Origin of the sequence: Cupriavidus sp. YR651 (assembly GCF_900101625.1) — a bacterium.
Taxonomy (GTDB): domain Bacteria; phylum Pseudomonadota; class Gammaproteobacteria; order Burkholderiales; family Burkholderiaceae; genus Cupriavidus.
Genome location: NZ_FMYZ01000006.1, coordinates 404,252 through 422,690, shown reverse-complemented (window position 1 = coordinate 422,690; position 18,439 = coordinate 404,252). Strand labels below are relative to the sequence as shown.

The window sequence follows — 18,439 nt, the reverse complement described above, 5'->3', positions numbered from 1 at the left end:
CGGCGCGTTCGCCATCAAGCGCCCACACTTATCGGTTGTTTGGTTGTTAAAGAACTTGCGCATCCGGCTTTGCCGTCTGCGTCGCTGCGTCGTTTGCGTCAGCAGCAGAGAAACGAGATTATGAAGAACAACCTGCGTTTCGTCAACAGGGCAGCGAAGTTTTTTTCGCTTCGGTCAGCGCCGCTTTCCTTCGCAGCTCCAACCCCCCATCCACCCCGCAACCCTTGCCAGTGCTGCCTTGCAGCGGCGGTTTGTGTTGCGAGGGGGCGAATATTAAGGGACTCCTCACCCGCTGGCAAGCGATTTCGAAAAATAGTTCGAAAGCCCTTCGGAGGTGCTCCATCCGGCCTGACTGTCACGTAGGCGACAGCCTATGCCGATGAACTGTCTTAACCTGCCAATCTGTTGCCGGCGCCCGATGTCGGCCAGGCAATCTAATAGATGACGCCGTAGCAGGAGACATTCATGACCCACGCCGTGCCTTTCGACCGTTCGTTCGTGGTTGGCGCCACTGACATTCCCCTGTCAGATGACACCATCCCCATGCTTCTCGCTCGCGCCGTCGCCGCCAACCCTGACGGCGACGCTGTAGTCTTCCGTGAGCAGTCCGTGCGCTGGAGCTGGCGAGAGTTTTCCGATGAGGTTGATCGCCTGGCAACAGGACTGCTGGTCCGGGGGATCGAGCGTGGTGACCGAGTCGGGATCTGGTCACCCAACCGCGTCGAGTGGCTGGTTACGCAATTTGCTACCGCGCGCATCGGCGCGATTCTCGTCAATATCAATCCTGCCTACCGTCAGGCCGAGCTCGAGTACGCCCTTAACAAGGCTGGCGTGAGATTGCTGATCACCGCCGTCCGTTTCAAGTCGAGTGACTACCTTGCCACACTGCAGGCGCTGGCACCGGAATTGAGCGCTGCCACGCCCGGCGCACTAGGGGCGGCCCGACTGCCCCATCTGCAGTACATCGTCCGCATGGGCGACGAGCAAACCCCCGGCATGCTGAACTACGCCGATGTCCTCGCCCCCTCATCCGCCGTCAAGCTAGACAGCCTCTCCCGCCAACTCAACGCGCGCGATCCCATCAATATCCAGTTCACCAGTGGCACAACGGGCAACCCCAAAGGCGCCACGCTGACACACCACAATGTGGTGAACAACGGCCGCTTCGTGGCGATGGCAATGCGCCTGGGCGGCGACGATCGCCTGTGCATCCCCGTTCCGCTTTATCACTGTTTCGGCATGGTGCTGTCCGTGCTGGCGTGCGTGTCTGCCGGCGCCTGCATGATCTTTCCAGGCGAGGCATTTGACCCGCTCGCCACCATGCGAGCCGCGACGGAGGAACGCTGCACTGCGCTGCATGGCGTGCCGACCATGTTTATCGCCCAACTGGAGCACCCCGACTTCGGCCAGTTCGACTTCTCTGCGCTGCGCACCGGCATCATGGCCGGCGCCCCTTGCCCGATCGAGGTCATGAAGCGCGTGGTGACAGACATGCATATGTCAGAGGTCACGATCGCCTACGGCATGACAGAGACCAGCCCGGTGTCCTTCCAGAGCGCCACCGACGATCCGCTCGACAAGCGTGTCTCGACCGTCGGCCGCGTACAGCCGCATTTGCAATGCAAGGTGGTCGATGCCACCGGCGAGATCGTCCCCCGCGGCGAGACCGGCGAACTGTGCACCCGCGGGTATTCCGTCATGCAAGGCTATTGGGACGACGACGCGCGCACGGACGAGGCCATTCGCGACGGCTGGATGTACACCGGCGATCTGGCGACGATCGACGCGGATGGTTACTGCAATATCGTCGGACGCGTGAAAGACATGCTGATCCGAGGCGGCGAGAACATCTACCCGCGCGAGATCGAGGAATTCCTGTTCCGCCACCCGAAGGTGCAGGCTGTGCAAGTCTTTGGCGTGCCGGACACCAAGTACGGTGAGGAGGTCTGCGCATGGATCGTGCTCAAACCCGGCCAGACGGCCACGGAGGACGAGATCCGCGCTTTCTGCCGCGATCAGATCGCCCATTACAAGATCCCGCGCTATATCCGCTTCGTCAACGACATGCCGATGACGGTGACGGGCAAGGTGCAAAAATTTGTGATGCGTGACACCATGATTCACGATCTGGGGCTGCAGTCCGCTGCCACCGCCTGAATCAAAGAGAGTCACCATGACCATCCGAATTGTCAGACTGGGATCACCGCGCAACAAGGACGAGGGCCTCCGCATGGGCACCGTGCGCCGACCGCCGCGAGGCGTGCCCAAGGCCGAGTTTGCCAGCCGGGACTATTACGACGTCTGGTACCCCGCTTTGTCCCCTTCCACCGAATTGGTAGCTCAAGCGCAGGCGGCCACGGACGAGAAAGCCTGGCGCACATTCGAGAAGCGATTCCGTACCGAGATGGCCGAGGCCGACGCCAGCCGGACGCTCGACCTGCTGGCCGCGCTCTCGCACCAGACCAATTTCTCATTAGGGTGCTATTGCGAGGACGAATCTCACTGCCACCGCTCGATCCTGCGCGCCCTGCTGGCGGAACGCGGCGCCGACCTGGTGTAGCGGACCGCCGCACGGCGCGCACCTGGCGGGCCAGCGCCGCGATCCACCGGCTATGATGCGAAGCTTCGCCACGGAGCGAAGCCTTCTCATTTGCCCTTCCTCTTAGATGGCACTGAACCTCGTCTGGCTCGGATTTTTCCTGCTTTCTTTCGCTGTCGCCTGCGTACGTCTGGTCAGCGGCGACACCACGGTGTTCCCGGCCATGCTGGCAAGCCTGTTCGATAGCGCCCGCACAGCCTTTGAGATCTCGCTCGGCCTGGCGGGAGTCATGAGCCTGTGGATCGGCATCATGCGAATCGGAGAGCGCGCCGGGGTGATCAATCTCTTTGCCCGCCTGGTGAACCCTCTTCTGCGCCATTTCTTTCCTGGCGTGCCTCAGGGCCATCCGGCACAGGGCGCGATGATGATGAACGTGTCCGCCAACCTGCTTGGGCTGGACAACGCCGCCACCCCGCTTGGGCTCAATGCGATGCGCGAGCTGCAGACGCTGAACCGTGCGTCCGACACCGCCACCAACGACCAGATCATGTTCATCGTGCTGAACACGGCTGGTCTGACACTGATTCCGACGTCGGTCATTGCGATCCGCCAAGCGATCGCTGTCAAACAAGGCCTGGTTGGTTTCAATGCGGCCGACATTTTCCTGCCCACGCTGCTGGCTACCGGGGCATCCTGTCTGGCCGGCCTGCTGGCGGTTGCGTGGGTACAGCGGCTGAACCTGTTCAAACCCGCGGTGCTTACAGCATTTGCCATCGCAGGCGCAGCCGTGGGCGGCCTGTTCGTCTGGCTACGCGGTGCCCAGCCCGATCAGGTCAGTCAGCTCGCCGCTCTGGCCGGTAGTGGGTTCATCCTATCGCTCATCACCTTGTTTCTGGTCTGCGGGGCGATTCGGCGCATCAACGTCTATGACACGTTTATCGACGGCGCCAAGGAAGGCTTCGGCGTCGCTGTGCAGATCATTCCCTATCTGGTGGCGATCCTGGTGGCCATCGGCCTGTTCCGCGCAACCGGCTGCATGGACGCGCTGATGCAGGGGCTGACGCTGGGCTTCGCGTGGCTTGGCCTGAACACGGACTTTGTGCCCGCCCTGCCCGTCGGGCTGATGAAAATCCTGTCTGGCGCCGGCGCGCGGGGATTGATGGTCGACGTGATGACGGCCTACGGCGTCGATTCCTTCCAGGGTCGGCTTGCCGCAATCATCCAGGGATCCACGGAAACCACGTTCTATGTGTTGGCGGTCTACTTTGGCAGCGTCAATGTGCGCAACACACGGCACGCACTGGGGTGCGCATTGTTCGCCGATGCGGTGGGACTCGGCGCCGCCGTGTGGATTGCATACCTCTTCCGCTAATTCTTGTGGTGAGATGACAACGGCATTGTGCTGACTTGCAGTCATTTCAACACGCGTTACTTGGTGCGACGCAACAAGATGTGTATAGTGAAGTCTGTCTCCTCCACCACCTCGGTGGATTCCAGCCCGCGCATCACTTGCGCGGGTTTTTTTTGCCCAAAATTTGGGAAATGTACGTTCGATATGCGTTTTTTGGTCGACGCACGTCACGAATATGATACTTGCACCGCCGCAAGCAACGATTCCCCGACCTAGTGCATTCCCGCCCGATTCCCGCGCAAATCGACAAAATCCAACAGCTTTGTTGCGACGCAGCAAATCTGACCGTAGAGTGGCATCAGCATTTGTCCCTACATCCTTTTGCTCCATACCTGCTACCGATGCGCCCCGCCCCGCGCCTCCTCCGATACTGGCCTGACGCCGCCTTTGTTCAGCGCGGCATCGTCTATGCGTTGTCGTTTCTCGCACTCGCCGGTACGGCCTGGCTGACTGGGGAGAACGGCTATCTCTGGTCTGCGACGGCGTCGATCTGGACCTGCCTGGCGGACCGGCAGGGTACGGCTGCCGCACGCATGCGCAGCCTTGGAGCCGTCGGCATTGGCGGGGCGATCATGGCAACAGCAGGCGCCGCGCTGTCGGCTTCGCCCGCGTCGGCCGCAGTCGTGGTCCTGGCCGCTGGGCTGATGGCTGGGCTAGCCGAGATGCGGGGTGCCACCGCCGCGCTGTGCGCCAAATTGCTCTACGCCGTTCTGATCGCCGCATGCCTGCAGCCTCCCGCCGGGTTGTCATTGCCTGCGCACGCTTGGATGAGCGGGGTCGATTTTCTGCGCGGCGGTGTCTTTGCCTGCCTCGTGTGCCTGGTCCTGGTCCCATCCCAGCGCGACGCCCGTCCACGGAGCGAAATCGTCGCTGTCTATGGTGCGTTGCTGCGCTTTGCCCAGGCCCTGGCAAGCATGGCTCCGTTGCACGACACCACGCCCTTCAAGCAGGAAATCCGCCTGCGCATCGAGGCAGCACGGACCGCAGTCGCTGGACGACGTGGCTGGCGCGATCCGGTCGGGCTGCTCCACTATGCGTACGCTGTGGCCGTGGCGGATGCATTGTTTGCGCTACTGATCGTTGCTGGCGAATTGCGCGAGCGAACGGGCGATCAGCATGACCTGCCCTTGGCCTACGCGGCACGATGCCTGATGGATACGCAGGAACAGGTTCAGCACGCGTTGTCCCGCCATGCGCCGGACCTGCCCGCGCTGAGCGCAGTCCTTATGCAGGAGCTGCGCCGTCTGGTCGCGCAACGCGCCAATGCTCTCGCGCCGCCTGCCTATCAATCGGCACTTGCGGCGCTGGCGCGTCACCCGACGTTTGACCGGTGGCGCTTGACGTTCACTTGGCCGAATGCCGGGCTGGCCGGCATGCTTGACCGCCTCGGCTATACGCTGGCGGATCTGGCCGCGCGCGACGCGCGGATCTCCCGGCATGCCGTGCGGCTGGCACTGGCAGGCGGCCTCAGCTTGCTGCCGTCGCAACTCTGGCAGCTGGATCATGGCTATTGGGTGGCGGTCACGGTGATCATGGTGCTCAGCCCACGCTTGCAGACCACCCGGCAGATTTCGTTCCTGCGCTTTGCCGGATCGCTGGCCGGCGCGCTGTTTGCCTGCGCGGTCAGTCTCACCCATCCATCCCCTGCACTGACACTGGCCATCAGCGCCATGTGCCTGGCGGCCGCCTATACGATCCGACTGGCCGGAAACGCCGGCGCCTTCGCCTTCTGCCTGACGCCCGCCGTCATCCTGTTCTCCTGGCTGGGCGAGCCGGCTTCCAGCAGCAGCCAAGTGGCGGCACTGCGGGGAGCCGATACAGCGATCGGCTGCCTGATTGCCTTAGCGAGCTACTACGTGCTGGCGCCGCGGGCCGAATTGTCCCGGGTCTTCCGTCATAGCCTGGATGCACTCGCCGTCAACGCCGTATACCTCCGGGCATCGACGGCCGCAGCGCGGTCGCTGACGCCTAACAGAATGCGACTGGAGGCACTACGGGTGGCTGCCGGCCGCGCCTCGACTCGTGCCGAGGACACGCTGACGCAATGTGCCAGCGAGCTGGATTCGCCACTGGCGGGCGCTCACGGCGCCTTGCACGCAACGGCGCGGCGGATGGCGGCGCTTGCGGGATTGATTCGGGCAGGCGCGGAATCCGGCGAAATCGCTGCAAAGCCGGGCCTTGCCGTTCAAACCTTGCTGGCCGACCTCGAAACACGCCTGGCGGAACTGGCTGTGCGTCCCGGTTGCACGGCGCTAACCGAACTCATCGCACCGGAACGGTTGATGCCGCTATCCCCCGCCGATCCGCCATTCGAGCGCTTCCTGGCGGAACAGAGCACCTACGCCGACGCCCACATAGACGCCGCGCACCGGGCCGTGGCTAGCCTGCGCACGCTGGCAGCCGAACAGTCGGCGGCGCGCCGATCACGCCGCGGAGTGCGCGCGCCGGCTGAGCTGGTTTGACACGGATCAGCGCGGGTCTCCCCCGGGTTGCCGGGCGGCGGCGATATCCTAGAATAATCGGATACCCGCCGTTTCCCCGTCCCCGACAAGTACGAGGTGCGCCATGACCGAAGTCTCCTTCCCCACCAGCGTCCCAACCTACTGCGCCGCCAGTCTGACGCTCTCCTGCCCGGCCACGGTCAATGGCAGTCAATCCCAGTACTCCGTCACCGCCGAAGCTCTGGAAACGCATTGCGGCGCCCGGTCGCCGCGCGAGGAAGACCTGCTTCACGCATTCGCGACGAACCGGCAGCGCATCGAACAACTGGCGGAAAGCCTGTTCGAACTCACCGAAGCCCGCGAAATCGTGCTGCGAAGCGGCCATTTCCGCTTCGCAAGCTGACCGCGCGTCGCCTGTTTGTCCCTTATGGTCTCCGACGCCTTATTCGTCGGAAGCCTTCCCGCGCACCAGCAACACCGGCATCGTCGATTGGCGGATAACAGCTTCCGCCACGCTGCCCAGCACCAGCCGGCGCACGCCGCGGCGGCCGTGCGTCCCCACTACCAACAGGTCGCCACCCCATTCGCGTGCCGCTTCATTGAGTGAAGCCGCGATATCTCCCGCCACCGCCGGGTCGGTAACGAGCTTCGTCTCGAACGCCAGCCCTGCGTCCGCCAGGACCTTGCCTGCGGCCTCCAGCGCACGCTTGCCGCTATCGACAAAAGCACGCTCGATCTGTGTGGGATCGTAGTAACCGGCATCGAACAGCATCATGCCGTTGTCCACCACATAGAGCGCAAGGACCGTCGCCTCGCTGCCCGCTACGCGAATCGCTTCCGCCAACGCCAGATCCGAGGTGCTGCTGCCGTCAACCGCCACTACGATCTTGCTGTACGCCGTGCTCGTCATCGCCTTGTCCTCCGGGAAGTAGATTGGAAGGTGCTGATAGGAAGATGCAAATGAATGGCAGTGGCCCGCACGCCATCGCGCCAGGCACTGACATTGATACTACACGTGGCCCCCGACTCACGTCGTGAGCGGATTCTGAATAGACCGTTCGCAAGAAATGCCCGCGCGGGCGGCAAAAGCGAATCTGGCAGCGCGCAACCCGGCCGCAAGATCCCTTTAAATTGACCGACCGTTCGGTTTATATATATAGTGGACAAGCTCGCCGCCGACCCAAACTCCAAGTCACCCCGACCCTCGTCGACAAGAACCAGGCGGCCCCCGCCAAAGGAGGCGCAATGTACACGCAGAGTCTTGACCTGCCCGGCCAGCCGGCGCAAGCAACCTTGGGCCACACGCTCATGGACGCGGACCTCGTCCAGCGCCAGGCCGACTTCGATGCGCGCATCGCGGAAGACGGCAAGATCGAGCCGATGGACTGGATGCCCGATGCGTACCGCAAAACGCTGGTGCGCCAGATCTCCCAGCACGCGCATTCGGAGATCGTCGGCATGCTGCCGGAGGGCAACTGGATCAGCCGGGCGCCGTCGCTCAAGCGCAAGGCCATCCTGCTGGCCAAGGTGCAGGACGAAGGCGGACACGGCCTCTATCTCTATAGCGCGGCGGAAACGCTCAATGCCTCGCGTGAGGATCTGGTCGATGCGCTGCACACCGGCCGCGCCAAGTACTCGTCGATCTTCAACTACCCGACGCTGACGTGGGCGGACGTGGGCGTGATCGGCTGGCTGGTAGATGGCGCGGCCATCATGAATCAGATTCCGCTTTGCCGCTGCTCGTACGGTCCTTATGCGCGCGCGATGATCCGCATCTGCAAGGAAGAATCGTTCCATCAGCGCCAAGGTTTTGACGCGCTGCTGGCCATGATGCGCGGCACCGACGCCCAGCGCGAAATGGTGCAGGACGCCGTCGACCGCTGGTGGTTCCCGGTGCTGATGATGTTCGGCCCACCTGACGCAGCATCCACCAATAGCAACCAGACGATGGCCTGGGGCATCAAGCGCATTTCCAATGACGACCTGCGCCAGAAGTTTGTCGATGCGACGGTCGAACAGGCCAAGGTACTGGGCGTGACGCTACCCGACCCCGGCCTCGTATGGAACGCCGAGCGCGGTCACTACGACTACAGCCCGCTGGACTGGGATGAGTTCTGGCGCGTGATCAACGGCGACGGGCCCTGCAACAAGGAGCGCCTGGCCACACGCGTGAAGGCGCACGACGACGGCGCCTGGGTGCGCGAAGCCGCACTGGCCCACGCGGAACGCCGGGCCCGCCGCGAAGCGGAAGGCCGCCAGGCTGCGTAACGGTGCCCCGGATCAAGGAGATCAACATGACGCAAAAAGAATGGCCGCTGTGGGAGGTTTTTGTCCGCAGCAAGCAAGGCCTCGAACACAAGCACTGCGGCAGCCTGCACGCCGCCGACGCGCAGCAGGCGCTGCACATGGCCCGTGACGTCTATACGCGCCGCCAGGAAGGTGTGTCGATTTGGGTGGTGCCGTCATCCGTCATCACGGCGAGCGCGCCCGAGGAAAAGGCCGAGCTGTTCGATCCGGCCGCCGACAAGATTTACCGGCACCCGACGTTCTACCAGCTGCCCGACGAAGTCAATCACATGTAAGGCCCCGGGACCATGACGCAAACGACCGTCGCCGACGAGAACACCCTCGCCCGCCTGCCGCTCGCGCGCACCGCGGCCCTGCAATACGCGTTGCGCCTGGCGGACAACGCACTGATCCTGGGCCAGCGCAACGCCGAATGGTGCGGACACGGCCCGGCACTGGAGGAAGACATCGCGCTGGCCAACATCAGTCTCGACCTGATCGGCCAGGCACGGCTGCTGTACACGCATGCGGGCGTGCTGGAGGGCCAGTTGACCGGTCGCGCCCGGCATGAGGACGATTACGCCTACTGGCGCCACGAACGCGATTTCCGCAACTGGACGCTTCAGGAGCTTCCGCACCATGGCCCGCTGGCCGGCACGGCGCGCATCGACCGGGACTACGCGGTCACGATCATGCGAAATTTCCTGTACGGCGCGCTGATGGCCGAGCTGTGGCCGGCGCTGGAATCCAGCCGCGATACCGAGCTGGCCGCCATCGCCGCCAAGTCCGCCAAGGAAGCGCGCTACCACCTGCAGCATGCCGCCGGCTGGGTGGTACGCCTGGGCGATGGCACGGAAGCATCCCATGCGCGGATGCAGCAGGCACTCAATCACCTGCTGCCGTATATGAACGAATGCTTTGCCGCCGACCCCGTGGAGCAGGAGGCCGCCGCGCAAGGCGTGGCCGTGCCGACAGCCGATCTGCGCGACCGATGGGACGCCACAGTGCACGCCACTCTGGATGAGGCCACGTTGCAGTTGCCAGCGCCCTCGGCGTTCCTGTCGACGGGCAAGCACGGCGTGCATTCCGAACACATGAGCTACCTGCTGGCCGAGATGCAGGGGCTGGCGCGCGCCCACCCGGGCGCCCAGTGGTAACCGGACGGATTCGCTGCCATGCGCCCCGCCGACGACTACGCCCACACCCACGCTCGGGACCCCGGCACTGCCGCATCCGTGCCGGCCTCCGTGTCACCGTTCGCGCCGACATTCCGGCAAGCGGCCGTCGCCGGCCCGCGTACGCTCGCGGAGCGGCTGGCCAGCGCCTGGGCGGCGCTGGAAGCCGTGCCTGATCCCGAGATCCCGGTGGTCTCGATCCGCGACCTCGGCATCCTCCGCAACGTGACGATGGCGGATGACGGCATCACTATCGAGGCCATCATTACGCCAACCTACTCCGGCTGCCCGGCGATGTCGCAAATCGAAGAGGATGTCGGTCGCGCGCTGGAAGCAGCGGGCCTGGCGCCCTGGCGCGTCCACACCGTGTTGGCGCCGGCCTGGACGACCGACTGGATCACCGAAGCGGGCCGTGCCAGCCTGCGTTCATACGGCATCGCTCCGCCGGGACGATGCCATGCCGATGCTGCGCCAACGGGCACCGTTCATCCGTTGCGCTTCGTGCCACGCGTCGGCACGCCAGTCGATGACGCCATCACCTGCCCGAATTGTGGCAGCGTCCATACCGAAGAACTGTCCCGCTTTGCCTCCACGGCGTGCAAGGCGCTCTACCGTTGTCTGGACTGCCGCGAGCCGTTCGACTACTTCAAACCCTATTGAGAGCCGGACCCATGACCCCTCAGTTTCACCCGCTCCGCGTGGCACAGGTTCGTCCGGAAACGTCCGATACGGTCTCGATTGCGTTTGACGTCCCCGAAGATCTCCGCAGCGCCTACCGCTTCACGCAAGGCCAGTTCCTCACGATCAAGGCCCCGGTGGACGGCCAGGACGTGCGCCGGTCGTACTCAATTTGCTGCGGCGTACAGGACTACGATTCCCGGGGCGAACTGCGCGTCGCGGTGAAGCTGGTGGAAGACGGCGTGTTTTCCACCTGGCTGCACGACAATATCGCGCCAGGCCAGGTATTCGAAGTCATGACGCCGGACGGCCGGTTCCACGTACCGCTGGACGCCGGCACGGCGCGTCACTATGTTGCCTTTGCCGCCGGCAGCGGCATCACGCCTGTGCTGTCGCTGATCCGCACCACGCTGGCGGTGGAGCCACAAAGTCGCTTCACGTTGGTGTACGGCAACCGGAACGTCGATAGCATCATCTTTTCCGAGGCGCTGGAGGACCTGAAGAACCAGTATCTGTCGCGCTTCACGCTCTACCATGTACTGTCGCGCCAGCCGCAGGAAGTAGACCTGCTGCACGGCAGGCTGGACCGCGCGCGGGTGGCGGCTTTCCTGGAGACGCTGATTCCCGTCGATGACATCGACGCCGCCTTTGTCTGCGGCCCGGCATCGATGATCGATGAAGTGGAGGACGCATTGAAGGCGGCCGGCGTCGATCCCCACAAGATCCACGCCGAACGCTTTGGGGTACCGCTGACCCGGTCGAAGCCGGCAAAACCCACCAGCCATGCCGATCATGCTGGCACGGCGGAACTGGTGGTAGTGCTGGACGGCAAGCAACACAAGATGCGCCTGCCGTTGGAGGATGCCAACGTGCTCGACACCGCATTGGCAGCTGGGCTGGACCTGCCCTATGCCTGCAAGGGCGGGGTGTGCTGCACGTGCCGCGCCAAGGTGCTCGAAGGTAAGGTCGAGATGGAAAAGAACTACACGCTGGAGCCGTGGGAGATGGAAAAGGGCTTCGTGCTGACTTGCCAGGCACGAGCGCTGACGCCCCGAGTGGTGGTGAGCTACGACGATCGGTAGTGTCGAAAGCCCTCAGGCGCTGCCAGCCAGTATTGCGGCTTCTGCTGCGGCTTCTGCCACGGCGTCTACTGCGCAACTGCGCCCATGATCAATCGCGAGAGGGCCTGGGCCAGAGTGGCCACCGCCGGGCAGTTCGGCACGCCATGGCGTTTCCCGATGTACGCAGGATCGTTGTAGCCAACCCACGTCTTCCCGGCCTCGTCGGTCCACACAAGCGCCTTCAGGGGCAAGTCGATGCCGGCGGTCTGGGCACACTCCATCAGCGGCGTTCCGCCCGCCGCGCCACCAAAGATAAGCAGCGTCGTTGGCCGCAGCGATTTGCCGATTTTCTCGGCGCCCGCTGCATGGTCGATCCGCGCGAATACGGTCAATCCCCTGTCCTTCACCGCGCTCTCGATTTTCTCAATGGTTGCCGCGGCAGGCAGCGCGCTTTGCACGACGATCAGCCCATCGGCCGCTTGCAGCGACAGTGGTATGGCCAGGAGACATGCGGCAAGCCATTTGCGTAGAACATTCATTTGAGGCTCCAGTCGGAGATTGTTAGCGAGGCAAGACGTGGCGATTGGTGCGATACCGCTTTGTGGACTCCCTTTGTGGACTCCCTTTGCGGGGCCCCATGGTGAGATCGGGGAGAAGTCCAATCGCAGTGATGCTGCCTTGCCATCTTAAGAACGCTTGTCCGCGACGAACATCGCAGATATACGAATCTCCCTGCCCCCACCCGGGGCATCGGGCAATGCTGCCGCGGCGCCCGCCACGCCATCGCCGAGACGACGCCAACGGGAAGCGCGTCGGCGGAAAGTCGGTGGTCAAGTGGCGCTCGCACGGCATCGCCGTTTGACTGGGGCATCGATATGGTGGGAATCCCACACGCCCCCCATCGCAAGCCAGCGGGGGGCAGCGCGCCGTGATTACAATGGCGGGACACGCTCCATACGTCGCACTGCCTGCCGCCGGCCCGTCAACCGACGGCGCGTGCGACCGCGACCGGAGGCCCGGGACCCGTCGCACCCTATACAATCACGGTCATGCAATATATCCATGTCGTCAACGGCGACGTCGCAGGCAACACGCTGCGCCAGGCACTGGCCCAGGCGGCCCGACCCGATCCGGTGGTCGTCCTGCGCGATGACCTGGCTGTCGGCCCGATTGCCGACGTCGACAGCACCGGCCTGATCCGCTCCGGGTTCTGGCAGCGGGTGGCTCCCCACACCGATATCGATTTCGCCGCCGAGATGCGTCAGGCGCTGGAGCAGCTTCAGGCGCTGCGCCGTGACAACCTGGAGGTCGCCATCTGGCACGGCCAGAGCGCGTCGGACCAGTTGATGCTGCGCCGCGTGGTGTTCCACCTGTACCAGGCGCCGCAGCGGATCAATGAAGTGGCGATGGACCTGCGAGAGCTGGAAACCCCGGCGCACGGCGGTCTCGCCGCCATCGGCATGTACCCGGCGGCCCGGCTGGCGCGACGCTTTTCGACCATCGCACCGGTCTCGGTGCTGCGGCTTGGCCGGCTGGGCTACGAGTGGCAGCAGAACGTCAAGGAAAATGCCGACGTTCGCCTGTGGAAGGGCAACACGCTGGTTCCGGCCGCATATCACACGGTGGACGACGTGATCCTGGAGCGCGCGCCCGAGGACTGGACGCCGGCCGCGCAGGTAGTGGGGAGCGTGATGGGCGCCATCGAGGGCCTGCTGGCCAGTGACTGGTTCGTGTTCTGGCGCTGCCGCGAACTGATCAGCGCCGGCCAGCTGTTACTGCGCGGCAACGCCGATTCCCTGCAGACCTGCGAATTCCGTCGCAACAACCTCGCCGCCAGCGCAGAATAGCGCCACCCCGGCGACAAGAACAACACGGCGGAATCCTCCCACCGATATGGCCAGAACCAAGGCGCCCGATTTCGAGGCACAACGCGAACAGATCCTGGACCTGGCTGCTGCCGCCTTCGCGGCCAGCAGCTATCCCAGCACCTCGATGGCCGACCTTGCCGCGGCCTGCGGCACGTCCAAAGCGCGGCTGTATCACTATTACGAAAGCAAGGAAGCGATCCTGTTCGACCTTCTGGATCGCTACACGCGCCGGCTGATGCTGATCGTCACCGAAGTGGGAGCCGAGAGCGAACGCCACGGCCGTTCTGACCGGGAAAGCTTCGGCCACCTGTTGCGCGCGTTCCTGACCGAATACGAAACATCGCAGACCCGGCACATCGCGCTGATCAATGACGTCAAGTTCCTGGCAGAGGAGCAACGCGATCTGATCCTCAAGCGCGAGCGCGACGTGGTGGCGGCGTTTTCGCGCCAGTTGCGACTGGCCTTTCCGGAGCGCGTCACCCGGGAAAACCAGACGGCGCTGACCATGACCGTATTCGGCATGATCAACTGGACGTTCACCTGGCTGAAGCCGGGCGGCAAGCTGTCATACGCCCAGTTCGCGGAAATGGTCATCGACCTGCTGGAGGGCGGCCTGGCACGCGTGCCAGGCACGGTCTGAATCAGCTCTGAGCGAACACCGGGTCAGGGTTGCCCCGAGGGCATCCCGCCCCTGACCCGGGATCATCCCCGCGCAGTTCCTGGCGAACATCGGCGCCACTCCGGAAATCCACCAGCCATTCAAGCCGTACTCACGCACCCCCCGGCGCACGGAATAAACCCGGCGTTAATTGCGAAACCGACCGCTCGCCTTGCGTGTCAGGACCATTCGGCCTCTTCCCGCTTTTGCCGCTGCTCCCGGTCCTGCCGGAACATTTCCTCCAGTTCGTCGCGCGCCTGCCGCGCCAGCGACACCAGCTTTTTCTGATCGGTGTAATGCGGATAAAAGCGATCGAGCGCCTGGATGTTATGCCGCCGGAATCTCAGCGCCACGTTACGGGCGTCTGACGGATCGAAACCGAGACCCTCCAGCACGCGGCGCCCCATCGATAGCGAACCCTCGAACATCTCGCGCTCGAAGATCTGCACGCCTCGGTCCTTGAGCTGATAGATGTGGGACACGTGCCGCGCCCGCGCATAGATCTCCAGGTGCGGAAAGCGCTCGCGCACGCGGTCGATCAAGGCCAGGTTGTCTTCCATCCCGTCGATGGCCACAACGATGATCCGCGCGTTGGCGGCGCCAGCGGCTTCCAGCAGGTCCATTCGCGTGGCATCGCCGTAGAACACCTTGATACCGTAGTTGCGCAGGAACTCAATCTGGTCCGGATCGTGATCCAGCACCGTCACGCCGATGCCCTGTGCATAGAGCAGACGGCCAATGATCTGCCCGAAACGACCGAAGCCGGCAATCAGCACCGGATTGTGTTGCGGCGTGATGGCGTCGTCCGCCCGGCGCGACTTCGCATTCAGGCGGGGCGCCAGCAAACGGTCGAAGAGCAGCAGCAGCAGTGGCGTCGCCACCATCGACAGCGCCACGACGAGTATCAGGAGCGCCTCGACCCGCTCCGGCAGCAGACCCGCGTTGCCCGCCACCGAGAACACCACGAATGCGAACTCTCCGCCTTGCGAGATCAGCAGCCCGAACAGCAGCCGCTGCCCGCGCGCGATGCCAAAGCGGCGCGACAGCAGTGTCAGCACGAGCGTCTTGACGGCAACAAAACCCACCACCAGCCCCAGCACGCGCCACGGCGCCTGGCTCAGCACGCCGAAATCGATCGACATCCCCACGGCCATGAAGAACAGCCCGAGGAGCAGCCCCTTGAAAGGCTCGATGTCGGCCTCCAGCGCGTGGCGGTATTCCGAATCGGCCAGGAGCACACCGGCCACGAAGGTGCCAAGCGCCATTGACAGGCCCACCGCATCCATCATCAGCGCGATCCCCACCACCAGCAGCAGCGCGAATGCGGTGAACATCTCGCGCATGTCGGTGCCGGCGATGAAACGGAGTGCGGGCCGCACCAGATAGCGCCCGCCGACCACGACGGCACCAATCACCGCCACGGCCTTGGCCGCGGTCTGCCAATGCGGCACACCCTGCGCCGACACGCCGGCCGCCACGTCGGCGGCGTCCGCCGCCAACAGTGGCAGCAACGCGATCATCGGGATGGCGGCGATGTCCTGGAACAGCAGGATGCCAAAGCTGGCGGCCCCGGCTGGCGTGCCCATCAGGTTCCGCTCGGCCAGCGTCGCAAAGGCAATCGCCGTAGATGACAACGCCAGCCCCAGCCCGGCCACCAGCGCGACCTGCCAGGACGCGCCAAGCAGCATGGCCAGGATGCCTATCGCCAGCGCGCATGCCGCCAACTGGGCGCTGCCATAGCCGAAGATGGTCTTGCGAAGATTCTTGAGTTTCCTCGGCTCCAGCTCCAGCCCGATGACGAACATCATCATCACTACGCCGAATTCCGAGAAATGGAGGATCGACTCCACGTTGGTGACCAGGCGCAGTGCAAAGGGTCCGATGGCGGCGCCGGCCAGCAGGTAGCCGAGCACGGCGCCCAGCCCGAACCGACGTGCCAGGGGCACGGCCACGACGGCCGCCACCAGGAACACGAGTAGCGCAATCAGAAAGTCGTGCTGGTTCACGGCGCGTCCTCCTGCAGCGAGGAGTCCGGCGACAGGATTTCCGGCGGAACCGGCAGCGGAGGCGCGAGGTGACGGGCCACATGCTCGATATGCAGCGCGACAGCTTCGGGATGCACGTTGTCGGCATCGTGCAGCACGACCGGCGGGAGCCAGCTCATGCCGCACAGGACCGCGGTCTGCTCCAGTGGCAACAGGAAATCGGCAATCGGATGGCCGTGCGTGCCGTCGGGCCCGTAGGCATCGGCGTGCCCGCCCGTGCTGACCACCGCCAGCATCGACTTGCCGCGCAACGCGGTACCACCCGGCCCGCAGGCCCAACCGGTCTCGAGCACTTCATCAAACCAGAGCTTCAGCAGTGCCGGCACGCTGTACCACCTGACGGGGAACTGCAGCACCAGTGTGTCGGCGGTGGACAGCAGGCGCTGCTCGGCTACCACGTCGATGTCGTAGTCGACATAGAGGCTGTAGAGCTCTCGCACGGCCACATGAGGCAAGGCTGCCAGGGCTTCGGCAAGGGGACGGTTGACGCGGGAACGCTGGGGCGTGGGATGCGCATAGATCACAACGATGGGTGGCTCGGTCATGAAGGCAAGAAGTCAGCGGATCGTTGTCCGGATAGTGTCCGGCAGGAGAAAACATGCGGCGTTGCAGCAAGCCCACATCCGCCGCGCATGGAGTGGCTTGGCCACGTGGCTAAGCCATTGAAAAAACTTGGATTTTCCAAATGTCACACTTTGAGGAGCTTGTTGCGCCGCGGGAAGCTTACGCGGATCTGACAATTCCACTACAATACTTTCTGCATCGCAGCAACCTAGTATTTGCCCGAACAGCATCACTTTGCGCGCAAGAATGCGCGAAAGTCGCGGAAGTGCGCAGGCAACCACCATACCGGTGCTATTTTTATACCGATCACTGAAGAAGGAAACCAAAGTGAATCCGCTCGAACTGAGCCGGGCCGTCGGTGCCGTAACCGATGAAGATCTTCGCCGTGCAGCCGAAGCCACACAGGCCGCTCAGCGCCCCACCATTCTGGTGCGGGAACTGGCCGCCCATCATCGCTCCCGCCTGCAGAAGCATTTTCTCGCCCTCGGCGAGGAGGATCGCCTGCTCCGTTTTGGCCAGTCCGTTGGCAACCATGTGATCGAGGCCTACGTCGACAGCATCGACTTCGACCACGACTCCGTGTTCGGCGTCTACGACGAAGACCTTGTCCTGATCGGCGTGGGTCACTTTGCCAACCTGCGCGACAATGCACAGGGCCGAGTGGCGGAATTCGGCGTGTCGGTGTCCAAGAGCGCCCGTGGCCGCGGCATCGGCAGCGCACTGTTCGAGCGGGCCGCCATCCATGGCCGCAACACGAATGTGCGCACGCTGTACATGCACTGCCTGTCGCGCAACGCGGCGATGATGCACATTGCCAAGAAGGCCGGCATGAAGGTCCAGTACGCGTACGGCGAAGCCGATGCTTACCTGGAACTGCCGCCGGCGGACACCGTCAGCCGCCTCACCGAGGCGCTGGACGAACAGGTTGCCGACCTGGACTACATGGTTCGCCGCAATCTGCGCGATGCACGCCGGTTTGGCCTGCGCTTCTGGCGTTCGCTGTTGCCACAGAAGCACACGGCCTGAGCCGACGAACCTCCGCGAAGCCGAGGCTTCCCAACACAAACGGCGCACCACCAGGGTGCGCCGTTTGTGTTTCTGGCCCGGCCGTCAGGCGTCGGCCACCGGCAGTGCGGTGGTGTCCTTGATCGATTCCAGCGCGAAGCTGGACCGCACGTCAATCACGGACGGGTGCGCAAGCAGTTGCTCCTGCATGAAGCGCGCGAAGTGCTCCATGTCTTCCACATAGACCTTCAGCAACAGGTCCATCTCGCCAGTCATCGCGTGGCACGCTGCCACCTCGGGCCATGTCTGGATTGCCGCGCGGAACAGGTCCAGTGGCGCCTTGCCTTTCGGCGTGCCACCCTGCTTTTCCAGGCGAACGTTGATGTATGCCAGCAGCCCGAGCCCGATCTTGTTGGGCTCCAGCAGCGCAGCGTACTGGCGAATCACGCCAATCTCCTCCAGCCGACGGATGCGACGCAGGCAGGGGCTCGGCGAGAGGTTCACGCGCTCGGCCACTTCCAGGTTGGTCAGCCTCCCGTTGGTCTGCAGGACTTCCAGAATCTTCCGATCGATCTTGTCCAGCTCCACCTTGCTCACGTTTTGTTGCTCCGCAATATGTTTGTCGGCAATTTTTTTGCGCAAATTTAACAAGTCGTGCACAAGTACGCAATTTTTTTGATGCGATGGGAGCTTTCGCCAGGCATTGTA

18 protein-coding genes are annotated in these 18,439 nt (G+C 63.9%); 13 read left to right on the top strand and 5 right to left on the bottom strand.

Going from position 1 to position 18,439, the window contains the following annotated elements; genetic code table 11:
- Window positions 1-465: 465 nt before the first annotated feature.
- From BLR29_RS19210 to BLR29_RS19190, 5 genes are all read left to right on the top strand, one after another.
- Window positions 466-2,157, top strand: a complete 1,692-nt coding sequence (locus BLR29_RS19210; protein WP_092138609.1) for an AMP-binding protein — start codon at window positions 466-468, stop codon at window positions 2,155-2,157.
- Window positions 2,158-2,173: 16 nt separating this feature from the next.
- Window positions 2,174-2,560: a DUF488 domain-containing protein gene (locus tag BLR29_RS19205; protein WP_092138608.1), complete on the top strand. Its 387-nt coding sequence runs from the start codon at window positions 2,174-2,176 to the stop codon at window positions 2,558-2,560.
- Between the two features lie 106 nt (window positions 2,561-2,666).
- The gene (locus tag BLR29_RS19200) at window positions 2,667-3,911 is read left to right on the top strand and encodes a nucleoside recognition domain-containing protein (protein ID WP_092138607.1); all 1,245 of its coding nucleotides are present in this window, start codon (window positions 2,667-2,669) and stop codon (window positions 3,909-3,911) included.
- 380 nt (window positions 3,912-4,291) lie between these two features.
- Entirely contained in the window at window positions 4,292-6,412 is a 2,121-nt protein-coding gene (locus BLR29_RS19195) for an FUSC family protein (RefSeq protein WP_092138606.1), read from the top strand.
- 103 nt (window positions 6,413-6,515) lie between these two features.
- Window positions 6,516-6,794, top strand: coding sequence for a DUF1488 family protein (locus tag BLR29_RS19190; protein ID WP_092138605.1), 279 nt, complete (start codon window positions 6,516-6,518; stop codon window positions 6,792-6,794).
- 39 nt (window positions 6,795-6,833) lie between these two features.
- On the opposite strand, the gene BLR29_RS19185 is transcribed toward BLR29_RS19190, so the two are convergent.
- A complete protein-coding gene (locus tag BLR29_RS19185) occupies window positions 6,834-7,301 on the bottom strand; it encodes a universal stress protein (protein WP_092138604.1) in 468 nt (155 codons plus the stop codon).
- Between the two features lie 335 nt (window positions 7,302-7,636).
- Here BLR29_RS19185 and paaA point away from each other — a divergent pair, with 335 nt between their 5' ends.
- From paaA to paaE, 5 genes are read left to right on the top strand one after another with little or no spacing between them, the layout of a single operon-like run.
- Window positions 7,637-8,659 carry a 1,2-phenylacetyl-CoA epoxidase subunit PaaA gene (gene paaA / locus BLR29_RS19180; protein ID WP_092138603.1) on the top strand — a complete coding sequence of 341 codons (1,023 nt, stop codon included), beginning with the start codon at window positions 7,637-7,639 and terminating at the stop codon, window positions 8,657-8,659.
- Window positions 8,660-8,685: 26 nt separating this feature from the next.
- Window positions 8,686-8,973, top strand: coding sequence for a 1,2-phenylacetyl-CoA epoxidase subunit PaaB (paaB, locus tag BLR29_RS19175; RefSeq protein WP_092138602.1), 288 nt, complete (start codon window positions 8,686-8,688; stop codon window positions 8,971-8,973).
- Window positions 8,974-8,985: 12 nt separating this feature from the next.
- Entirely contained in the window at window positions 8,986-9,834 is an 849-nt protein-coding gene (paaC, locus tag BLR29_RS19170; RefSeq protein WP_092138601.1) for a 1,2-phenylacetyl-CoA epoxidase subunit PaaC, read from the top strand.
- Between the two features lie 18 nt (window positions 9,835-9,852).
- A complete protein-coding gene (gene paaD, locus BLR29_RS19165) occupies window positions 9,853-10,512 on the top strand; it encodes a 1,2-phenylacetyl-CoA epoxidase subunit PaaD (RefSeq protein ID WP_092138600.1) in 660 nt (219 codons plus the stop codon).
- Window positions 10,513-10,523: 11 nt separating this feature from the next.
- The gene (gene paaE / locus BLR29_RS19160; RefSeq protein WP_092138599.1) at window positions 10,524-11,612 is read left to right on the top strand and encodes a 1,2-phenylacetyl-CoA epoxidase subunit PaaE; all 1,089 of its coding nucleotides are present in this window, start codon (window positions 10,524-10,526) and stop codon (window positions 11,610-11,612) included.
- A gap of 65 nt (window positions 11,613-11,677) precedes the next feature.
- Here paaE and BLR29_RS19155 read toward each other — a convergent pair whose 3' ends face one another.
- Window positions 11,678-12,130 (bottom strand): DUF302 domain-containing protein, encoded by a 453-nt coding sequence (locus tag BLR29_RS19155; protein ID WP_092138598.1) that lies wholly within the window; start codon window positions 12,128-12,130, stop codon window positions 11,678-11,680.
- 510 nt (window positions 12,131-12,640) lie between these two features.
- Here BLR29_RS19155 and BLR29_RS19150 point away from each other — a divergent pair.
- Together BLR29_RS19150 and BLR29_RS19145 are read left to right on the top strand one after the other, a co-directional pair.
- A complete protein-coding gene (locus BLR29_RS19150; RefSeq protein WP_092138597.1) occupies window positions 12,641-13,438 on the top strand; it encodes a DUF1835 domain-containing protein in 798 nt (265 codons plus the stop codon).
- 46 nt (window positions 13,439-13,484) lie between these two features.
- The gene (locus BLR29_RS19145; RefSeq protein ID WP_092138596.1) at window positions 13,485-14,099 is read left to right on the top strand and encodes a TetR/AcrR family transcriptional regulator; all 615 of its coding nucleotides are present in this window, start codon (window positions 13,485-13,487) and stop codon (window positions 14,097-14,099) included.
- A 197-nt stretch (window positions 14,100-14,296) separates the two neighbouring features.
- On the opposite strand, the gene kefC is transcribed toward BLR29_RS19145, so the two are convergent.
- The gene (gene kefC / locus BLR29_RS19140) at window positions 14,297-16,123 is read right to left on the bottom strand and encodes a glutathione-regulated potassium-efflux system protein KefC (protein ID WP_092138595.1); all 1,827 of its coding nucleotides are present in this window, start codon (window positions 16,121-16,123) and stop codon (window positions 14,297-14,299) included.
- Complete coding sequence (locus BLR29_RS19135; protein WP_092138594.1) at window positions 16,120-16,707, bottom strand: glutathione-regulated potassium-efflux system oxidoreductase KefF; 588 nt, start codon at window positions 16,705-16,707, stop codon at window positions 16,120-16,122. The genes kefC and BLR29_RS19135 overlap by 4 nt, the downstream gene beginning before the upstream one ends.
- A gap of 346 nt (window positions 16,708-17,053) precedes the next feature.
- Between BLR29_RS19135 and BLR29_RS19130 the strand changes: the two genes are divergently transcribed.
- The gene (locus BLR29_RS19130) at window positions 17,054-17,752 is read left to right on the top strand and encodes a GNAT family N-acetyltransferase (RefSeq protein WP_092138593.1); all 699 of its coding nucleotides are present in this window, start codon (window positions 17,054-17,056) and stop codon (window positions 17,750-17,752) included.
- A gap of 84 nt (window positions 17,753-17,836) precedes the next feature.
- Here BLR29_RS19130 and BLR29_RS19125 read toward each other — a convergent pair whose 3' ends face one another.
- On the bottom strand, window positions 17,837-18,328 hold the full coding sequence (locus BLR29_RS19125; RefSeq protein ID WP_092138642.1) for an Lrp/AsnC family transcriptional regulator: 492 nt from the start codon (window positions 18,326-18,328) through the stop codon (window positions 17,837-17,839).
- Window positions 18,329-18,439: the final 111 nt, after the last annotated feature.

Excerpts from the sequence above, each read along its gene's own strand:
- BLR29_RS19135 (WP_092138594.1), bottom strand. The coding sequence starts at position 16,707 with ATGACCGAGCCACCCATCGTTGTGATCTATGCGCATCCCACGCCCCAG.
- BLR29_RS19145 (WP_092138596.1), top strand. The coding sequence starts at position 13,485 with ATGGCCAGAACCAAGGCGCCCGATTTCGAGGCACAACGCGAACAGATC.
- paaE (WP_092138599.1), top strand. The coding sequence starts at position 10,524 with ATGACCCCTCAGTTTCACCCGCTCCGCGTGGCACAGGTTCGTCCGGAA.
- BLR29_RS19210 (WP_092138609.1), top strand. The coding sequence starts at position 466 with ATGACCCACGCCGTGCCTTTCGACCGTTCGTTCGTGGTTGGCGCCACT.
- BLR29_RS19195 (WP_092138606.1), top strand. The coding sequence starts at position 4,292 with ATGCGCCCCGCCCCGCGCCTCCTCCGATACTGGCCTGACGCCGCCTTT.
- paaB (WP_092138602.1), top strand. The coding sequence starts at position 8,686 with ATGACGCAAAAAGAATGGCCGCTGTGGGAGGTTTTTGTCCGCAGCAAG.
- paaC (WP_092138601.1), top strand. The coding sequence starts at position 8,986 with ATGACGCAAACGACCGTCGCCGACGAGAACACCCTCGCCCGCCTGCCG.
- BLR29_RS19155 (WP_092138598.1), bottom strand. The coding sequence starts at position 12,130 with ATGAATGTTCTACGCAAATGGCTTGCCGCATGTCTCCTGGCCATACCA.
- paaA (WP_092138603.1), top strand. The coding sequence starts at position 7,637 with ATGTACACGCAGAGTCTTGACCTGCCCGGCCAGCCGGCGCAAGCAACC.
- BLR29_RS19190 (WP_092138605.1), top strand. The coding sequence starts at position 6,516 with ATGACCGAAGTCTCCTTCCCCACCAGCGTCCCAACCTACTGCGCCGCC.
- BLR29_RS19185 (WP_092138604.1), bottom strand. The coding sequence starts at position 7,301 with ATGACGAGCACGGCGTACAGCAAGATCGTAGTGGCGGTTGACGGCAGC.
- BLR29_RS19200 (WP_092138607.1), top strand. The coding sequence starts at position 2,667 with ATGGCACTGAACCTCGTCTGGCTCGGATTTTTCCTGCTTTCTTTCGCT.
- BLR29_RS19205 (WP_092138608.1), top strand. The coding sequence starts at position 2,174 with ATGACCATCCGAATTGTCAGACTGGGATCACCGCGCAACAAGGACGAG.
- paaD (WP_092138600.1), top strand. The coding sequence starts at position 9,853 with ATGCGCCCCGCCGACGACTACGCCCACACCCACGCTCGGGACCCCGGC.
- BLR29_RS19150 (WP_092138597.1), top strand. The coding sequence starts at position 12,641 with ATGCAATATATCCATGTCGTCAACGGCGACGTCGCAGGCAACACGCTG.